Below are 15,185 nucleotides of genomic sequence, written 5' to 3'. Positions count from 1 at the left end.
GGGTGTGGTCAAGAGAAGCGTCATAATTGCGGGTGTCGGCGGCCAGGGCTTGATCACCATCGGGAGTATTCTCGGCGAGGCACTAGCGGCAAGAGGCTACAACGTCAGCGTAGGAGAGGTTCACGGCCTCTCTCAGCGAGGAGGGTCGGTAGTCGTCTTCCTCAAGTACGGCGACGGGGCTGTGTCTCCCATAGTCACGCAGAGCGAGGGAGACGTCCTGGTGGGGCTTGAGCTGATCGAAGCTGTTAGACGCCTGCCCTTGATGAAAAAAGACGGGGTTGTAGTAGTCAACGACTTCCTTCTCCCACCCCCGGGTTCGAAGACCGTGCCCGCACGCGACGAACTTCTGGCCGCTCTTCCACGCGGGAACACCTACGTTCTGGACGCCCGGGAGCTAGCGCTTAGAGCTGGGTCAGACATAGCTTTGAACATGGTCATGCTCGGAGCCGTTGTCGCCACCGGGGTGCTCGACTTAGAGTCTTCTGAGGTAGAGGGGGTCCTTTCGAAGAGGTTCAAGGGGGAATTCCTGAAAATAAATCTCCAAGCGCTTAGGCTAGGATACGATAGCATAAAAAAGGGACCTAAGTATTGACAGGTAGAGCTCAGGCCTCTTTCTCAGAATCTCCCACCCGAGGTTCAGCATCACGCGCATCTGTTCATCCATGTGACCGTGGCGCGAGATAATCTCCTCCCCACCGATCTCTTTAACGCTCATCAGAATATAGTCCAGCTGCCCATCAGGTATTCTGTTAAGGACTCTCCTCAAGAAACGCTGACCTGAGATCTCCATCCCAAGCGCTCTCTTTACGCCAGCAGAGTACGCGCGCGGCTCACACGCTTTGAGGGCCTTAGCCAGTAGCAGAGCCGCTGTGGAGTGGTATACCAGCCCCCCTCCGGTTGTGGGTTTTGTCTGCCCAGCCGAGTCCCCAATGTAGAAAACGTTACCCTTAACCTGATCCGCGAGCCCTCCCGTGTAGACTCCCCCTCCTATAACTTTCCGCAACGCTCTAGGGCGTACTTCCCCGTCCGTGAGCCGCTCTAAGCGGCGTAGGAGGTACCTTATCCTCGTAAGCACCATGCCTTTTGATGCTACCCCGATCCTGTATCTCTCCTCGTCGAGGGGGACGGCCCAGGCGAAGAAGCCGTGCGAGAGCTTCGAGCCCAGAAAGATGTACACGTAGTCAGTCTCCGCGCTGTAAACTTGTATATCGTACTGGAGGGCTGGTAGAACCCACCTGCGAGCATCAGGCTTCCGAGACACGAGACTCCTTAAACCTCTGGCATCTACAAGGTACCTCGCTCTCAGCCGTTTAGTGCCGATTTTTACGGAGACACCGTCTATCTCAGCCTTAACCCCTAGCACGACGTCGGCTCTTCTAGAGACGATGTCGAAGAGTTTTTGCTCGTAGAGGGGCCGGTCGACAACTGCGGCTACGCGCGCTTCCTTCTCAACAGTCAGTCTAAAACCGCTCGGCGAGACTATGTGTGCCCCGCGAACGTAGTTCATGGCTACCTGCTCCGGGTTTAGCCGCAGGGCTTTCTCGATGCCGCTGAGGCTAACGAGGCCCGTGCAGTGCTCCGGAAAGCCTACCTGTGCGTCTTCCTCAATTAGCAGGACGCTGAGCTGCCCCGCGATTTCAGCTATGCTCCTTGCCGCTTGGAGGCCTGCGGAGCCTCCACCAAGTATAATTACGTCGTAGTCCATCCCATTTCTCCTACCCTGTTAAAAGTAAGTTTCACGCGTCAGCAGCTTTAAGTCGCGGGAAAGCTGCTTGGCGATTCCTAGGACAAGTTTCTCCTGCCTTTCGCTCTGAAGCCTGAAGCGCTTAACGAAAGCTTCTCCCTCCGACTCCGCTTTTGACGCCAAGACTTTGAGGAGCTCGAGCGGGGATTTGTCGTTGTAGGTCTTCTTGAGGGCTTCAAGCTCCGCGATCACGTCTGCCCCCTTTCTCAAAACAAAGCCGTTCAGAAGAACCCAGCTGTTCGAGAACGCCGAATAGACCTTCCTCGCCTCAGCTATCCCCCTGTCCGTCAAGCGGATGGAGTTGACGTATCTCCCACTCCTGAACTCCATCTTTTCCTCGATGAGGCCCCTCTCTTTCAGGGAGGCAAGGGACCGCTCGATGTCGGAGGAAAACGGGAGGAAAACCGATGGGGACGCGGAAAGCGGAACATAGGGGTAGAGGAACAGGATGACGTGCAAAACCTCTTCCCCGTAAGAGGGGGTTCGTCCGTCAAGGTACAGCAAGAGAAGTGTAAAGTCCTCGTGGGTGGGCGCGAAAACCGGCGTTAGGCCAATCTCCTTCGCTACCTCTAGCCGCCAGTCCTGAGACAAGGCTTCACACCTCAACGATGTGTTGTGACTCTTTCTTAAAACCTTTAGCTACTCTCCTCACGGCAAGCACGACGAAGAGTATGAAGAGAATAAGGAGCGCCAACTCCACGTGGCTTGTCGTTATCGTGAGGCCGTAGAGGCGGGCGATCACGTCCAGCTCGACGAGCTTGAAGGAGTCAGATACGATGGTCAGGTTGAGCGTGCGTTCCTCGATAGCAAGCTTGTACGAACCGCTAGGGATGAGACCGAAGTCTACACGGCCTGAGCTATCTGTGACCGCTTCTCTCTTTACACCTGCACCTATCAGCGAGACCTTAAACCCGCTGAGAGGCTGGTTGAGCGCTCCTACTAACTGCACTCTCAGGCGGTACACCGGAATCGAGAGGACGAAGGTGTTTTGCGAGTCGGACACCTCAATCACACCTGTGAAGACCTTGTCGCCAGACACGTATACCTCGTAAGTGTAAACGCCCGGGAGAACCCCTTCGATCCTTGCCTTCCCACTTAAACCCTGAGCGGAGTAGTTCACCACGCCGCTTCGAAGGAGCAGCGTGAAGTTTTCTATCAGTTCCCCGCTTCCAGTGCGGAGCAATGTCACCTGCACACCGGTCGTATTGGTGGTTATGGGTAGGTAAGCATCGCCAGTCATTTTTACGCTGGTCTTAGCTATGATGCTGTTTGCCAGGTAAGCCACGATAATGTACTCCCCCGGAGGTAATGGACACACCAAGCCCTCTCCGTCCTTGACTGCTCCCGCGGTGACGACCCTCCCGCTTGAGTAGACTGTGAAGTAGGCGTTACGGACTCGACCGCCCGTCTTATCGTAGAGGGTGAAGCTGAGCGTATATAGTGGCGGTGACACCGAGAGCGTGGGCGGGGGAGTCGTCACTATCACGTCCACCAGCGAGACTCCTCTAGCGAAGAATCTGAACGTTAAGGTGGTGTTGTCACCGCTCAGGGTTATGGCTCGCCCAGAGGGGCCTAGCGTTAGCGACTGCCCCAACACGCGGTAGGTGAGGTCCGTAGCTCCGCACAGGCTACTCGGCTGCTTAACATCGAGACTCACGCTGTAAGATACCCTCGGGAACTCTACCTCGGATGAGTTTACCGCCGCGAGGATGACCTTAGGAGGGTTTCCTTTGAGAATGTTGATGACCTGCGTGGCATTCATAGGAGCAGGACTACTGGCGAAGACATACTCCTCGGGGTAAGGGGGAAGCCTGATCCTTGAGCCGAAGAGTCCCTGCAAACCGTAGAGGTAAGAGTACCGAACGCTTATAAAGCCCCCCTTGAGGCTCACGTTCTCGAACGGTACCAGTACCTCAAGAACTGTCAGCGTTTCACCTAGGACAGTGATCGTCGAAGAGTTCACGGTGAAGTACGGCTTGTCCATTATTCCACTCGTATTGCTTCCGCGCACTAGCACCTCAGCCTTGATGCCTAAAGATACAAAGCCGGGAACACGTGGCACGGTGATGTTAATAGGCCTGTCCGTCGACCCACCTGGGACAGCAAAGAACGCCAGTACCGGTGTTCTCGACTGCGTATCCGCGTAACGCATGATCACAGTATGCGGCAGGCCATCTAACTGCAGGACAACAGCATACCACAACACTCCGGTACCGGGGGGTGGAACGTAGCTATACCCGTCGACTTGAACATCCACGGGCTGCTTCCCAGAAGAGGGGTCGTTGCGAACCACAACGATCTTTCCGCTTGTCGTGAAACTGAGTGTCTCGCCGCTGAAGGATATGTAGGTATTTCGCCACGAGTTTCCATCCCACTCGAGTACTTCGGCGTAGTTTATGTAAAGGACTGGAAGAGCCTTTAAAGTAGCCACAATTAGAAGTGAGGAGAGGGCAAAGAGTAGTGCGGAGCGCATGTAAGACATACGTCCCTTACGGCCCACACTAATTTGAAAGTAACGTGCACCTACCTCCTTCTCGCCTAAGCTTTTCCTTTGACCACCAAGCCAGCTTCATGATACGTGTATCCCTGCGCCAAAGTCTCGGGCGTATGTAGTCTTTGTAAACAATAGTTCTAGTAATATTGCCAAAATCCATTCTTCTGGGCGTGCCCGAGAGGGAGTGCACAAGAGGAGTGGTGCCGGTCTCTGAGATGGGTTAAGGAGAGATAGGTAACATGTCGACTAGAGAGCAGATGCTTTAACGCACCAGGTTTATAACTCGCCACCATTTCTCCGTTAGTGATCCCATGAGCGGTGCCCACTGGCTGGAGTCCGTGGCAAAGCGTGTTGTATCAGAGTATGCTAACAGCGATCTGATAGTCGGGAACGGTGGTCTATCGGTCTCGGGTCTACAGCATGTGGGTAGGCTTAGGGGAGAGATAACAATAGTCGATACTGTTCTGAGGCTTGCTAGGAAAAACGGCAAGGAGACAAAACACCTTTTGACTCTATATACTGTAGATGCTTGGAAGGGTAAAGAGGGGCAGCTGAGGCAGTTTAAGGACGTCGAGGAGGCGCGTGGATACATAGGGTGGCCGCTGTATAGGGTCCCAGACCCTCACGGATGTCACTCGAGCTGGGTCGATCACTACTGGGAGGACTTCGGCTCCTACCTTGAGCGGTTCGCGGAGAAAGTCGAGGTCGTCACGACGAAAGACCTTTACGAGAGGAACGAGAAGATGCGGGAGTTCGTGCTCTTATCTGTGACAAGTCTACGCGAGAAGGTTATCAGCACAATCAATAAGTATCGGGGGGAAAAGAAGCTCAGCAGAGACGCTATCCCCTTCCAGCCCATCTGCGAGCGATGCGGCCGCATTGATACGACGGAAGCCCTTGAAGTGGATCCTGTCAATTTCCGGGTTCGGTACGTGTGCAAGAACTGCGGGCATGAAGGCTGGCAGAGCCTCAGCGCCGGGAAGCTCAACTGGCGGGTTGAGTGGGTGGGAGTGTGGTACTCCCTTGGAGTAATGTTCGAGCCTTACGGAAAAGACCACGCCACCCCTGGTGGCTCAAGGGATAGCTGCAACGACCTTGCTACTAACGTGTACGGGTTCAAGCCGCCCGTAGGCCTGGCATACGAGTGGGTTGGGTACAGGGTTGGAGGAAAAGACGTAGGAGACATGGGTTCGAGCGACTTCATAGGTTTTTCCCCGAGGCAGTGGGTTGAGGTTGCTGAACCAGAGGTTCTGAGGTTCCTCTACCTCCTCACACCGCCTATGAGGCGGGTTGTCCTGAGCCTAGAGGAGGTTCCAAACTACTACGACGCCTTCGATAAGGCGGAACGCGTGTTCTACGGGCTGGAGGAGGGGGACGAAGACGCGTCAAAGAGCTATGAGCTGGCTTTGCTCGGAAAACCCTATCCAAGCCCCCCGTTCCAGCTACGTTACATGAACGCGATGATACTCTCGCAGGTTCTCCCAAGCAGAGGGGAGGATGTAAACGAGGTTATTGAGAGGCTAAGAGAGACAAAGCAGCTCACGCGTGAGCTGGAGCCCTGGGAGCTCGAGAGAATGAAGACCAGGATTGCGCTGGCTAAGAGGTGGCTCGAGCTTTACGCTCCGGAACACTACAAGATATCTATTGTGGAGAAGCCACCGATGGAGGAGTTGGCTAAAGTTCTGGATGAGCGTGTAGCGAGGCTTTTGAGAGATCTCTCAGCCTCCCTGAGTGCTCTAGACCGGTGGGATGAGGAGGCCATTAAAAATGCCATGATGTCGCTTAAGAAGGACAAGGAAGAGGAGAGGAGATTCTTTCAGGCACTTTACCTGCTGTTCTTCGGCAGAAGCAGTGGGCCAAGAATCGCCCCCTACCTCGCTATGCTTAATAAAGACTTCGTGATTAGGAGGTTAGCCGAAGCTTACTCGTTGACTTAGGTGGTGTAAACGTCCGGCTGGTCAGACTACATGGGGGAGAAGACGAAGCCTAGCACACTGCTCCTAATCGTGACGTTCATCCCGCTCTTCCTTAACGCCGGTATATTCGTGATCACCGAAGGGTTTAACGTAAACCCTCACAGCTCGCCCCTCATTTACGCTATAGGATCGCTGATCCTAGCGGCAGTAGCAGTGCTGGCTGCAGTAATCGGACTCACGATGGCTAAAGACGAGGAGCCGGAATGGGGATCCAAGCTACCGTTCAAGGTTATAGAGGGGGTAAACATCTTCTCTATCCTACTTTCGGTTATGTTCGCGCTACTCGTGTTCCTCGTATACTTCCTTAAAGGAGCGTAGCTAGCCCAGTAGCTTTTTCAGGTTCTGGATTTCTTCGTCCCGCTTCCTTATCTCCTCCCTCAGCGCCGCGTTTTCGCGCTCCAGTTGCTGCACCTTGGCCTCGAGTTCGGACAGCCGCTTCAGCTTTTCCTCTAGGGCTTTCTCGCGTGAGTCAAGTTCGAGTTTCCTAGCCTCAAGCCGTTCCCTCAGTTCTATTAAGGCACTTTCCTTTGATGCAACCATGCGCTGGTAGCCTACCAGCTCCCTCTCCTTGTCAAGGAGGCGCTTCTCCCACTCGATGAGCCTCTCCTGCTCCTTCATCAGCTTCTCGCGGTATGGTTCTAGCTCCTCCTTGATCAGGCGCTCTTTAGCCGCTACTTCCTCGCTGAGCTTTTTGAGCTGGGCTTCTTTCTCGGCGACCTGCTTGGACAGCTCCTCGTACCTGCTCATCAAAGCGCTGACACGGCGCTCCTTCTCTGAGAGCTCACGCTCAATCCTAGCGAGCTCCTCCATTTTCTCCGCATAGCTCTTCTCCCGCTTCATCAGATCCTCTTCCCAAGCCTTGAGCTTCTTCTCAAGCTCCGCCAGCTCAAGCCTCAATTTCCTCAGCTCATCACTCTCGCCCGCAACTTTAGTGGCAAAGGCCTTGAGCTCCGCTTCTCTCCTCTCGATCTCCACCTGCTTGGTATTTAGCTCCGCCTCCTTTTGCCTAAGGAACTCTATGTACTTGACCAGCTCACCTACCTCCGGGATCCTCGACACCGCCTTGGTCAATTGCTCAAAGAGGGGGGTTAAAGCCCGCTCGCGCTCAAGCAGGTCTTTTTCCTTCTGCTCTAGAGCCGCACGTAGCTCTTCCAGCTCTTTGACCTGCCTTGATAAGCTCTCCGCCTTGGCCGACAGCTGAGCGTACTCGTCGACCAGCTTTGTGTACTTTTGGGTTTCCTCGGTCAGAGCCTTGACTAGGGCCTCGGCGTTCTCGAAAGTTGTGCTGAGACCCTCAATTAGCTTAGCCATGTTGTCAAGGGAGTCTCGCAACAAATTGTGAGTCTCCGAGATTCCACGTAGCTCATCCACTACCTTCCTTAGCTCCTCAAGACCCGAGGTTCTTGATTCAAGTATTTCCTTTAAGTTCGCGATTTTAGAGGATATAGAGTCCTCTAAGGTAGCAGTTTTGGAGCTCAAAGCCTCGGAAAAACTATCAAGCTTGGAGCTCAGAGTCTCGCCAAAATTCTCAAGCCTTGTTACTAGTTCGTCCAGCTGAGCCTTGAGGGAGGGAAGAGTGCTGAAGTTAACCTCACTCTTCTGTAATGTGTTAAGGATCGTTTCAACGCTGTCTAAAAGTGCATCAAGTGAGGATTTGAGCTCATTTACTACGCCTAGATTTTTCTGAAGCTCAGGTAACGTCTCAAGAACGGTCTGCTGCCTTTGAAGCATCTCAACGGTATCAGCGATCATTCCACGTAGCTCTTCTAGTGAAGCTTGGAGCTGTGCTTGGAGAGTCCTGAGATTTGTTCTTATAGGCTCTTGCAACGACTCCGGTAAAGATGAAATTTTGCGATCCATGCTTGAAAGAGATGCCTGAATCTGAGTGATCACGTCTTCCTCAGCTGTCTCCTTTTCCTTTGTCCGACGCAGAAAAGACACCTTTACACCCCAATTTCGATACAGTAACTAACATATAATTTAGTATCGCTGAATATTCACCCCATCGAAAACGCATTGATGCAGTGTCTCTTATTCTTTGAAAAGAGAAAGCTCGGATGAAAAGTTAGGAGGGAGTTGATGAGCCCGACGCGGCTTTTATTTGAGCTAGCTCGGAGAGACGCTTCTCCACATTAAGCATCCTAAGCGAGATTTCCTGGTTAGATATACGCAACTCATTGACTGCGGCTAGTAACAGTTCTTCAAGCCGGCCCACCCGCTGCGAAAGTTCGCTAAGAAGCACTTCAGTGTCCTGGTACTTTGTCCTCAGAGTGCTGACTTCTGCTTTCACAGAAGCCGTCGTATCGGTCATCACTAGCTCTACCTCTTTCATCTGCGAGAGAATAGTATTCACATCTCCATTAATGATTTGAATCGAGTCGTAGAGCTTATTGATTTCCTGAGAAAGCTTTTCAAGAAAAACATCCATCGAGATCTTTATTTCCTGGGTCATACTTCTAGACTCTTGTTTAAGCTCTTCGAGAACCTTTCTATTCTCTGAGGTGATTTTTTCTCCCTCAATTTTGAAACCTTCAAGATGGCTTTCCAGTGATTTTTCAAGCTCCTTAATGCTATCCACCAAAGACCCAACGCGGGAGTTCAGAAAATCAACTGTTACCTTTAAGGCGTAAACGCCGTTGTTGAGTCTGCGCAGAGCAGCAAGCAGGACCGCAATGTCCCCTTCCCCGACCTCCACTATCTCGACTTCGTCTCCTGATTCAGGATCAGACATACCTCTGTTCAAAAGTACACGCGCATGGATAAATTGCTATTGCTGATCCATGGGCCCCGTGGTCGCTAAACGCTCGCTGGATCTCGAAGCTCGTATCTCGTTTACCATTTTCTCTATAAGCTCCTTGTCCGTCTTCGAGAACTCCGTCTTCTCGATTACGCGCGCACCCTTCTCGGTGAGCTTGTAGTACGGCTTGTATAGGTTAAGGTAGCTGCGGCCCACGGAGTACACGACTTTGAGCAACCCCCTCTCAGCTAAGCTTTGAACCTTTTCGTCGAGCTCCTTGGAGAACGGTGGTTGTCCTGAAAACTCGAAGCCTAGGTCAACTCCGTAATCTTTCTGAAGCCTGAATGCCAGCTCGTGAAGCCTCCGCCTGGATACCGCTTTCCCGTAAGAGTAAAGTAGGTAGAGAAGCCTCTTATCGGCCTGGTCCAGTTTCACCGGCAATAAAAACCACCAACTTCGCTCTTGAACAGAAATTATTAAAAAGTTTGTGCGAGGCGATAGGCGTGGAGTATCTTGGGAAGTGCGAGATCTGCGGGAAGGAAAACGTAGAGCTTTACAAGTGCAGGGTTTGTGGTAGGAGAGTTTGCCGGGAGCACTTTAGGGGGGATAAGGGTATATGCGTCGCATGCGAGGAAACAATGTGCGAGGTCTGCGGCAGAAAGCTCGCGGTAGGCTACTGCGCTAGGTGCGGTAGACTCGTGTGCGAGGACTGTAGCGTTGAGCGAGGTCCAGCTCTGCTTTGCATCGAGTGCTACCGGAAACTCGGAACTACTCCCTAAGCCTCATTTTGTATACTCCTCTTTTCGCCTCAACCACGACCAGGCCGGAGTAGTCGCTGTTGTATAAGTTGAACTTAACCTGCCGCGCGTCGACGCCGGCTTTTTTCAGCTCGCCCCTGAGCCGTGAAATTAGGCTATCTGTCGCTCTCTTCAGGAGCTCGCCGTGAGCCTTCACTATGCTGGAATTAGACAGGTAGATACCCCTTAGCTTAACGCTGACGTAGAACTTAAGCAGGTATGAGATGTTCAGCGCTATCAGGGAGAGAAGAAGCGCGAAGTACGATATTAAAGGCTCGTAGTTGAGCAGGACCAGGATTAAGGCGCCTACCATGGAGGCGAAAGATGCTATGAACATCGCATCGGAAATAGAGTCTATTCTCTTGAGCCTTGGGTAGGATTTATCCCGTGACGGGATCAAGGCTATTCTTGTAAGCGCTTCACGGAGCTCCTTCCACAGATCTCCCTCCAAGCCGAGCTCCGACAGGTTGCGCAAAGCTCTTGAGGGGTTAAAAAGCCGTAAAGCACGTATAGCGTCCAGGTCTTCTATCACTTCCTTTAAAAGCTTGGCCCTCCTTCTTGCTCTTTCCCGAGGGGTGAGAGACACGATTTTTTTACGCCTAGCAATGCTATTTTTAGTTTTTCTCTTGTTTCCTCCTGTGTTTGACTCGCACTTTCCCTCACTCCCGAGAGCTTGGAGGGGGGGGTTGTGGGAGGGTGTTCGAGCAACACCTATACGCCTCCATCGGATCTTATCAATCTCAGTACCTGTGAACACTTATAACCCCCTTCTAGCGCTTAGCCTTGATGGTCGAGGTCAGCGGAGAGGTCTGAGGGGAGCGTGGTGAGGTGGCTCGAGCTGACCGGCCTCGCAAAGACTCTGTGGCGCCTCAGACAGCCCAAGCCCATCAGCAGGGCATTCGGCACGCGCAACACCAGGCACATAGCCAGCGCCCTGGAGAGGCTCCGCTCAGCCGGATTCGTGAAAGAGGCGGTGGTCGGCAACGTGTGCTACGTCTACCTGACTGAGAGGGCCTGCGGACTGCTCGCGCTGCTAGGCTACAGCATCGAGGAGGTGGCGTGCGGCGAGGTTGCCCTGAGGCTCATCCGGCGCGGAGCCTCAGCTGCCTCCTGTGGAGCATGACTGTTGCTATGTGGCTGCATACCCTCGCCCTGCGGACGTAGCCGTAGGCCCTGAAGAAGCAGTCGCACCCGTACCTTCTGCCGCTCATCCAGACGTTGTACCAGGGGTAGGTGTCGTCCGGCTTAGCCGCTATGAGTTGGCGGTTGCCCCTTTAGTTGTGTTTTCAGTTTCGGCGTTTATTTTCGGCGCAGGGATATAAGGCCGCGTAGCGCAACTATGTGCGGGGCTCAAGCGCAGGCAGGGCTCGGGGCCGCAACGCGTGCCAGGCTCCCTGGAAGTGGCAACATGGGGCTGGGAGAACAAGAGGGGCGGCGATAGGCTCGTCGACGTCTACAGGGTCTGGGAGGTAAAGGCCAGCAGGGAGGTGAGGCTGAGGCTTCAGCGGCTCTATGTGAGGCTGTCGAGCGCGGTCAAGGAGGCGTGCAAGGTCCTCAAAGAGAGGCACGGCGAGGCCTTCAGGGAGGAGCCGGAGAAGTTCAGCGAAGAGCTGATCGGGGAGGCTTCGAGGATTGCTGGGCTGCCGAAGGGCCTTTTCTGGTACGCCGTGGAGTGGCGCAGGATGGTCGCGGAGGCCAGGAGGAAGTCGAGGAGGCGCAGCAGGTTCACCCCGCCTCCAGTGCCGCTACTGGTCAAGGTGGTCAACAGTGGCGAGAGGCTTCACGGCAACACTGCCGCTGTTGCGGTGCTCGACGCCTCCAGGGGCGAGCTACGCGTTCCCAGCGCTAGCGTCGCGATAAGGCTGAAGCCCTCAATGGTCAGGGCTGTGCTCGAGGACATCGAAAGGTTCGGCGACGTCAAGCTCACGTTGCAGCTCACCGCAAAGGGGAGACTGAGGCTGGTGGCTCACCGCAAGGTTAGGCGGGCGTGGTGGGACGGCGACGTCAAATTGGCCATCGTAGCGGTGGACGTGAACTCGAATCACGGGCTCTATGTGATGGCCTTCGCCTTCGACAAGGACGTGAGGCTGGTGGCTCAGCGCGTGTTTAAGACTCCCAACACGACGTTGCTGAGGCTCCTCGCGGCTGTCATGGCGAGCTACTCCAAGGTTAAGAGCTGGGAGCAGGCCGTTGAGAGGTTCAGACAGGAGAGAGGTGCCGAAAAGCTGGGGAGAACAGGGAGGGGCTACGCGGTGGAGGAGGCCTTGAGGCTGGCGGAGAGGCTCAGGGCGAAGATGAACCTAACGCCGGAGCGCGCCGAGAGGATTGCCAGGCAGGCCCTCAGGAAGGTGAAGAAGGTGAACGAGGACTGGGTCAGGGCAACCCTAAAGGAGCTGAGAGACCTGGTCAGGAGGCTTAGGGACCAAGGCTATATGGTCGTACTCGTCGCGGACGTGCCCAGGGCCGAGTCCCTCAGGGGAACGAAGCTCCAGCGAACACTGCTCAGGGTCGCGGAGAGGCTGGAGAACCTAGCGCTCTACGAGGGCGCCAAGTGGTTCCAGCCGGAGAGCAACATCAGCGGGAAGCAGTGCCCGGTCTGCGGAGCTCGGGGCGTAGAGCTGGAGAAGCGCTACTACCGATGCACCAGGTGCGACGTAACCTACGGCAGGGACTGGGCCGCTTGCGCCAACGCCGCCAAGCTCTTCCTAAAAGCCTGCAAAGCCGAGAAAAACCTCGAGGCGCTGAGCAGGTGGCTGCGCGCCTCCAAGGCACTGGTCCACGGAGCGCCGCGAAACATGGCGAGGTAGCCCAGCGACATGCAGGCCCCGGCTCCAGTTCCCGGCACGGCGACACAGAGGGATGGGCCGCTTGCCGGGTGCCGCGCGCGGCGCGAGGAGGGGATGTGCCCGCGGCAACGCGGGCTGAAGGCCGCCCAGCCAGGGCGGCCCGCCCCGAAAGGGGGCGACCCATGACCCTAGGGGGCCCTCAGACAAGTGAAGGGGGCAAATGAGCCAGGCGCGGCCAGGAAACAGAATATGGGCGAGAAGGCTAATGCTATTCCCTAATGGAAGAACATGTCTAGCGAGCTCTGACCTCGGCTTGCCTGAGATTTAATCAGCGTTGAAATGCGCTGGAAGTCCTCTTCAAGTAGTGCTTTTAGGCGTGGGTTGTAGAGAGCCGCAGCAGGGTGCAACGTCGGGTAGATTGTTAGCTGTCCCCACTTCGATTCAGCCTTGAAGACTTTCCCCCTTATAGACATTATGGATTCAGCCCTGTATCCGTACAAGCTTAGGAGCGTTCTCGTGCTGTGCCTGCCAAGGGTTACTATTAGGCGCGGCTTTATGAGCTCCAGCTGCCTGACGAGGTAAGGTAGGCAGGCCTGTATTTCCTCGTCGCGGGGATCCCGGTTTGCTGGAGGTCTGCACTTCACGACGTTGGTTATGAAGACGCTTTCTCGTGGCACGCCGATCGAGTGGAGTAGGGAGTTTAGGAGCTGGCCTGCAGAGCCGACGAAGGGCCGGCCTTGCTGGTCTTCGTTAGAGCCCGGAGCCTCACCGATAAAGACGATGCGGCTGCACGGGTCGCCTTCACCGGGTACAGCGTTAATCCTGGTGGTGGAAAGGGGGCAGCGCGAGCACTTTCTTATCTCTTCAGCTACTCTTTCGAGCTCCTCGCGTACTCTAGCACACTCACTCGTTGATTCTGAGCTCTGCATGATCCCGCCCCACGCGCAGTTCTCCTAGCGCTCCCGAGGGTATCTCGCCCAGAGCCTCCTCACTTATGCCGGTCATGGACGGAATGCCGGCTATTATGCACCCTATTATCACAACTTCGTCGGGCTTAACCGTGACGATGCCTGCTGGAGCTAGGCCGCGCTTGGCTAACCTGAGCAGGATGTAGGAGCCAACCGTGCTACCCTTCGAGTGAGGGAAGACCAGCACCTTGCCAGCAAGCTTCACCCCCTTGAGAGGGTGTGAGGGCTCGACGACCTCAGAGGTTGCCGGATCGACGCCGCCGAAGAAGGTTATAGGCTCCTCTGAGACGAGCACCTCGCCCCTCCCTATCCCCTCCGAAACAGGGCGCCCCACAACTCTCATCCGCCACCACCTGCAGCATACTCCAGCGCTTCTCTGCGGGACTTCAAAACGACCTTATAGCCTTGCGCCTTCAGGTAGAAGGCCGCCTTACCTGAGTCCGTCACAACCTCTCTCCCCGCGTACATGGAGAGGGGTGAAACAACCATGCATGTATCCGCGAAAACGTACAGGTTCTTTGCCCTGAGCTTCTCAACGTGCCCGCTAATCGCTTCATACACTTCTCTGCTTGTGTAAAGTATTACTCTTCGCCTTGCCGGCCCTCTATCAGAGAAGAAGCTAACTACGTCCATAACTTCTTCGAGAGATAAGTGAGGGCAGCCAAGCACCACCACCGCACTTTCGGTAGGGCTCCCCTGGTACTCTTCGAGAGTCTCATACAAAGACTTCGCGTCCACAGGCACCCTCTCCAAGTCACGTGCCTCGTAGCGCTCAGGGGAGATGCCTTCGATCAGAACAAGCCCCGTCCCACCCGCTGCTCCAACAGCCGCCAAAAACACCTTTATCTCTGGCACGTTCTCCCGCCTCAGCGGTAAGCCCCTAACCAGCGGCACCCTATCGCCAGCAGTCCTGCCCACTACGAGGCCTGCAACGTGGTAGAGCCCTCTCTCAGCTACAAGCGATCCCACTTCTTCGAAGTCTATTATGAGCTGGGGTCTCCTGTTCGACTCCAGGTGAAGGCCAGCAAGGGGGGCTCTCCCAGATATGGCCTCGAGGAGGGCGAGCGGGCCCCCGTCCCTGTTTGTCCTAGCTCCGATAACGCTGTTGGCGTAGAGCACCGCGTTGCTCTCAGACCACGCTATGTGATCCCCGTAGCTCACCTTTTCGTACAGGTAAGGAGTGCAGGTGAGAGTGGGCCTAACGCCGATCTCGGATAGAGCCTTGATTATTCTGTTCTGCTTCTCGACGAAGTCTGCAGAAACTCTCATGTACGGCCAAAGCGCCGTGTCGAAACCCCCCGGGTTCATCGTCGCCGGGACGCTTACCCGCGCGCCACTCCGAGCAAGCTCCTCGAGGAATTCTAACCCCTCGTCTCCGATGTTCTTGTAGGAAACCCCCGACACATGGGCGTGCTTAATCCTAATTAGGCGCTCAGCCCCCAGCGCCTCACCCACCTTGACGACAGCCTTGAGCGCAAGGGCCTTACCCTGCCCGAACTCACCGTTCAGAATCTTCTCCTCTTCAGGCTCCAGGTACACGTTTCCCTCTTTCTAGGCCCTTGTTAGTTCCCTTTAAAAGTGTCGTCAGCAGGAGCTCAGCTAACAACTAGCCGAGAAAGGGAGGGGGTGAGGTTTGGTGCCGTGAAAAGGCTCAAACCCGCAGTTGCCAAGTGAAAAACTGCT

General features: G+C 55.0%; 16 protein-coding genes. 6 read left to right on the top strand and 10 right to left on the bottom strand.

From position 1 onward, the window contains the following. Positions 1-4: 4 nt before the first annotated feature. Entirely contained in the window at positions 5-592 is a 588-nt protein-coding gene (locus MOV14_RS07020; protein ID WP_318536618.1) for an indolepyruvate oxidoreductase subunit beta, read from the top strand. On the opposite strand, the gene MOV14_RS07015 is transcribed toward MOV14_RS07020, so the two are convergent. From MOV14_RS07015 to MOV14_RS07005, 3 genes are read right to left on the bottom strand one after another with little or no spacing between them, the layout of a single operon-like run. Next, positions 554-1,705 carry an NAD(P)/FAD-dependent oxidoreductase gene (locus MOV14_RS07015; protein ID WP_318536617.1) on the bottom strand — a complete coding sequence of 384 codons (1,152 nt, stop codon included), beginning with the start codon at positions 1,703-1,705 and terminating at the stop codon, positions 554-556. The two genes, MOV14_RS07020 and MOV14_RS07015, sit on opposite strands and share 39 nt — an antisense overlap. 18 nt (positions 1,706-1,723) lie before the next feature. Beyond that, complete coding sequence (locus MOV14_RS07010; RefSeq protein WP_318536616.1) at positions 1,724-2,335, bottom strand: hypothetical protein; 612 nt, start codon at positions 2,333-2,335, stop codon at positions 1,724-1,726. Positions 2,336-2,339: 4 nt separating this feature from the next. Next, positions 2,340-4,226 (bottom strand): hypothetical protein, encoded by a 1,887-nt coding sequence (locus MOV14_RS07005; protein ID WP_318536615.1) that lies wholly within the window; start codon positions 4,224-4,226, stop codon positions 2,340-2,342. A gap of 323 nt (positions 4,227-4,549) precedes the next feature. Between MOV14_RS07005 and lysS the strand changes: the two genes are divergently transcribed. After that, positions 4,550-6,175: a lysine--tRNA ligase gene (gene lysS / locus MOV14_RS07000; RefSeq protein WP_318536614.1), complete on the top strand. Its 1,626-nt coding sequence runs from the start codon at positions 4,550-4,552 to the stop codon at positions 6,173-6,175. Positions 6,176-6,205: 30 nt separating this feature from the next. Then, a complete protein-coding gene (locus MOV14_RS06995) occupies positions 6,206-6,532 on the top strand; it encodes a hypothetical protein (RefSeq protein ID WP_318536613.1) in 327 nt (108 codons plus the stop codon). Here MOV14_RS06995 and MOV14_RS06990 read toward each other — a convergent pair whose 3' ends face one another. The 3 genes from MOV14_RS06990 to MOV14_RS06980 all read right to left on the bottom strand — a co-directional run bounded on the left by MOV14_RS06990 (position 6,533) and on the right by MOV14_RS06980 (position 9,392). Continuing rightward, complete coding sequence (locus MOV14_RS06990) at positions 6,533-8,155, bottom strand: hypothetical protein (protein ID WP_318536612.1); 1,623 nt, start codon at positions 8,153-8,155, stop codon at positions 6,533-6,535. Positions 8,156-8,279: 124 nt separating this feature from the next. Further along, positions 8,280-8,945: a hypothetical protein gene (locus MOV14_RS06985; protein ID WP_318536611.1), complete on the bottom strand. Its 666-nt coding sequence runs from the start codon at positions 8,943-8,945 to the stop codon at positions 8,280-8,282. Positions 8,946-8,981: 36 nt separating this feature from the next. After that, positions 8,982-9,392, bottom strand: coding sequence for a hypothetical protein (locus MOV14_RS06980; protein ID WP_318536610.1), 411 nt, complete (start codon positions 9,390-9,392; stop codon positions 8,982-8,984). 44 nt (positions 9,393-9,436) lie between these two features. On the opposite strand from MOV14_RS06980, the gene MOV14_RS06975 reads away from it, so the two are divergent. After that, positions 9,437-9,730: a hypothetical protein gene (locus MOV14_RS06975; protein WP_318536609.1), complete on the top strand. Its 294-nt coding sequence runs from the start codon at positions 9,437-9,439 to the stop codon at positions 9,728-9,730. Here the strand turns inward: MOV14_RS06975 and MOV14_RS06970 are convergent. Then, entirely contained in the window at positions 9,720-10,334 is a 615-nt protein-coding gene (locus MOV14_RS06970; RefSeq protein WP_318536608.1) for a hypothetical protein, read from the bottom strand. The two genes, MOV14_RS06975 and MOV14_RS06970, sit on opposite strands and share 11 nt — an antisense overlap. A 237-nt stretch (positions 10,335-10,571) precedes the next feature. On the opposite strand from MOV14_RS06970, the gene MOV14_RS06965 reads away from it, so the two are divergent. Both MOV14_RS06965 and MOV14_RS06960 read left to right on the top strand, forming a co-directional pair. Continuing rightward, positions 10,572-10,871 (top strand): hypothetical protein, encoded by a 300-nt coding sequence (locus MOV14_RS06965; RefSeq protein WP_318536607.1) that lies wholly within the window; start codon positions 10,572-10,574, stop codon positions 10,869-10,871. A 259-nt stretch (positions 10,872-11,130) separates the two neighbouring features. Beyond that, on the top strand, positions 11,131-12,555 hold the full coding sequence (locus MOV14_RS06960; RefSeq protein WP_318536606.1) for a transposase: 1,425 nt from the start codon (positions 11,131-11,133) through the stop codon (positions 12,553-12,555). Positions 12,556-12,809: 254 nt separating this feature from the next. Here the strand turns inward: MOV14_RS06960 and udg are convergent, their stop codons facing one another. The 3 genes from udg to MOV14_RS06945 are packed head-to-tail and all read right to left on the bottom strand — an operon-like array spanning position 12,810 to position 15,041. Beyond that, complete coding sequence (udg, locus tag MOV14_RS06955) at positions 12,810-13,463, bottom strand: type-4 uracil-DNA glycosylase (RefSeq protein WP_318536605.1); 654 nt, start codon at positions 13,461-13,463, stop codon at positions 12,810-12,812. Then, positions 13,438-13,845: an aconitase X swivel domain-containing protein gene (locus MOV14_RS06950; RefSeq protein WP_318536604.1), complete on the bottom strand. Its 408-nt coding sequence runs from the start codon at positions 13,843-13,845 to the stop codon at positions 13,438-13,440. The genes udg and MOV14_RS06950 overlap by 26 nt, the downstream gene beginning before the upstream one ends. After that, a complete protein-coding gene (locus tag MOV14_RS06945; RefSeq protein WP_318536603.1) occupies positions 13,842-15,041 on the bottom strand; it encodes an aconitase X catalytic domain-containing protein in 1,200 nt (399 codons plus the stop codon). The genes MOV14_RS06950 and MOV14_RS06945 overlap by 4 nt, the downstream gene beginning before the upstream one ends. Between the last annotated feature and the right edge of the window lie 144 nt (positions 15,042-15,185).

The organism is Infirmifilum sp. NZ (assembly GCF_022693705.1).
Classification (GTDB): domain Archaea; phylum Thermoproteota; class Thermoprotei; order Thermofilales; family Thermofilaceae; genus Thermofilum.
The sequence above is the reverse complement of the archived record's forward strand: the minus strand, read 5'-3'. Positions and strand labels throughout refer to the sequence as shown.

What these genes read in the sequence shown, in the direction of transcription:
- lysS (WP_318536614.1), top strand. Translation starts at nt 4,550, where the DNA reads ATGAGCGGTGCCCACTGGCTGGAGTCCGTGGCAAAGCGTGTTGTATCA.
- MOV14_RS07015 (WP_318536617.1), bottom strand. Translation starts at nt 1,705, where the DNA reads ATGGACTACGACGTAATTATACTTGGTGGAGGCTCCGCAGGCCTCCAA.
- udg (WP_318536605.1), bottom strand. Translation starts at nt 13,463, where the DNA reads ATGCAGAGCTCAGAATCAACGAGTGAGTGTGCTAGAGTACGCGAGGAG.
- MOV14_RS06985 (WP_318536611.1), bottom strand. Translation starts at nt 8,945, where the DNA reads ATGTCTGATCCTGAATCAGGAGACGAAGTCGAGATAGTGGAGGTCGGG.
- MOV14_RS06950 (WP_318536604.1), bottom strand. Translation starts at nt 13,845, where the DNA reads ATGAGAGTTGTGGGGCGCCCTGTTTCGGAGGGGATAGGGAGGGGCGAG.
- MOV14_RS06995 (WP_318536613.1), top strand. Translation starts at nt 6,206, where the DNA reads ATGGGGGAGAAGACGAAGCCTAGCACACTGCTCCTAATCGTGACGTTC.
- MOV14_RS07005 (WP_318536615.1), bottom strand. Translation starts at nt 4,226, where the DNA reads ATGTCTTACATGCGCTCCGCACTACTCTTTGCCCTCTCCTCACTTCTA.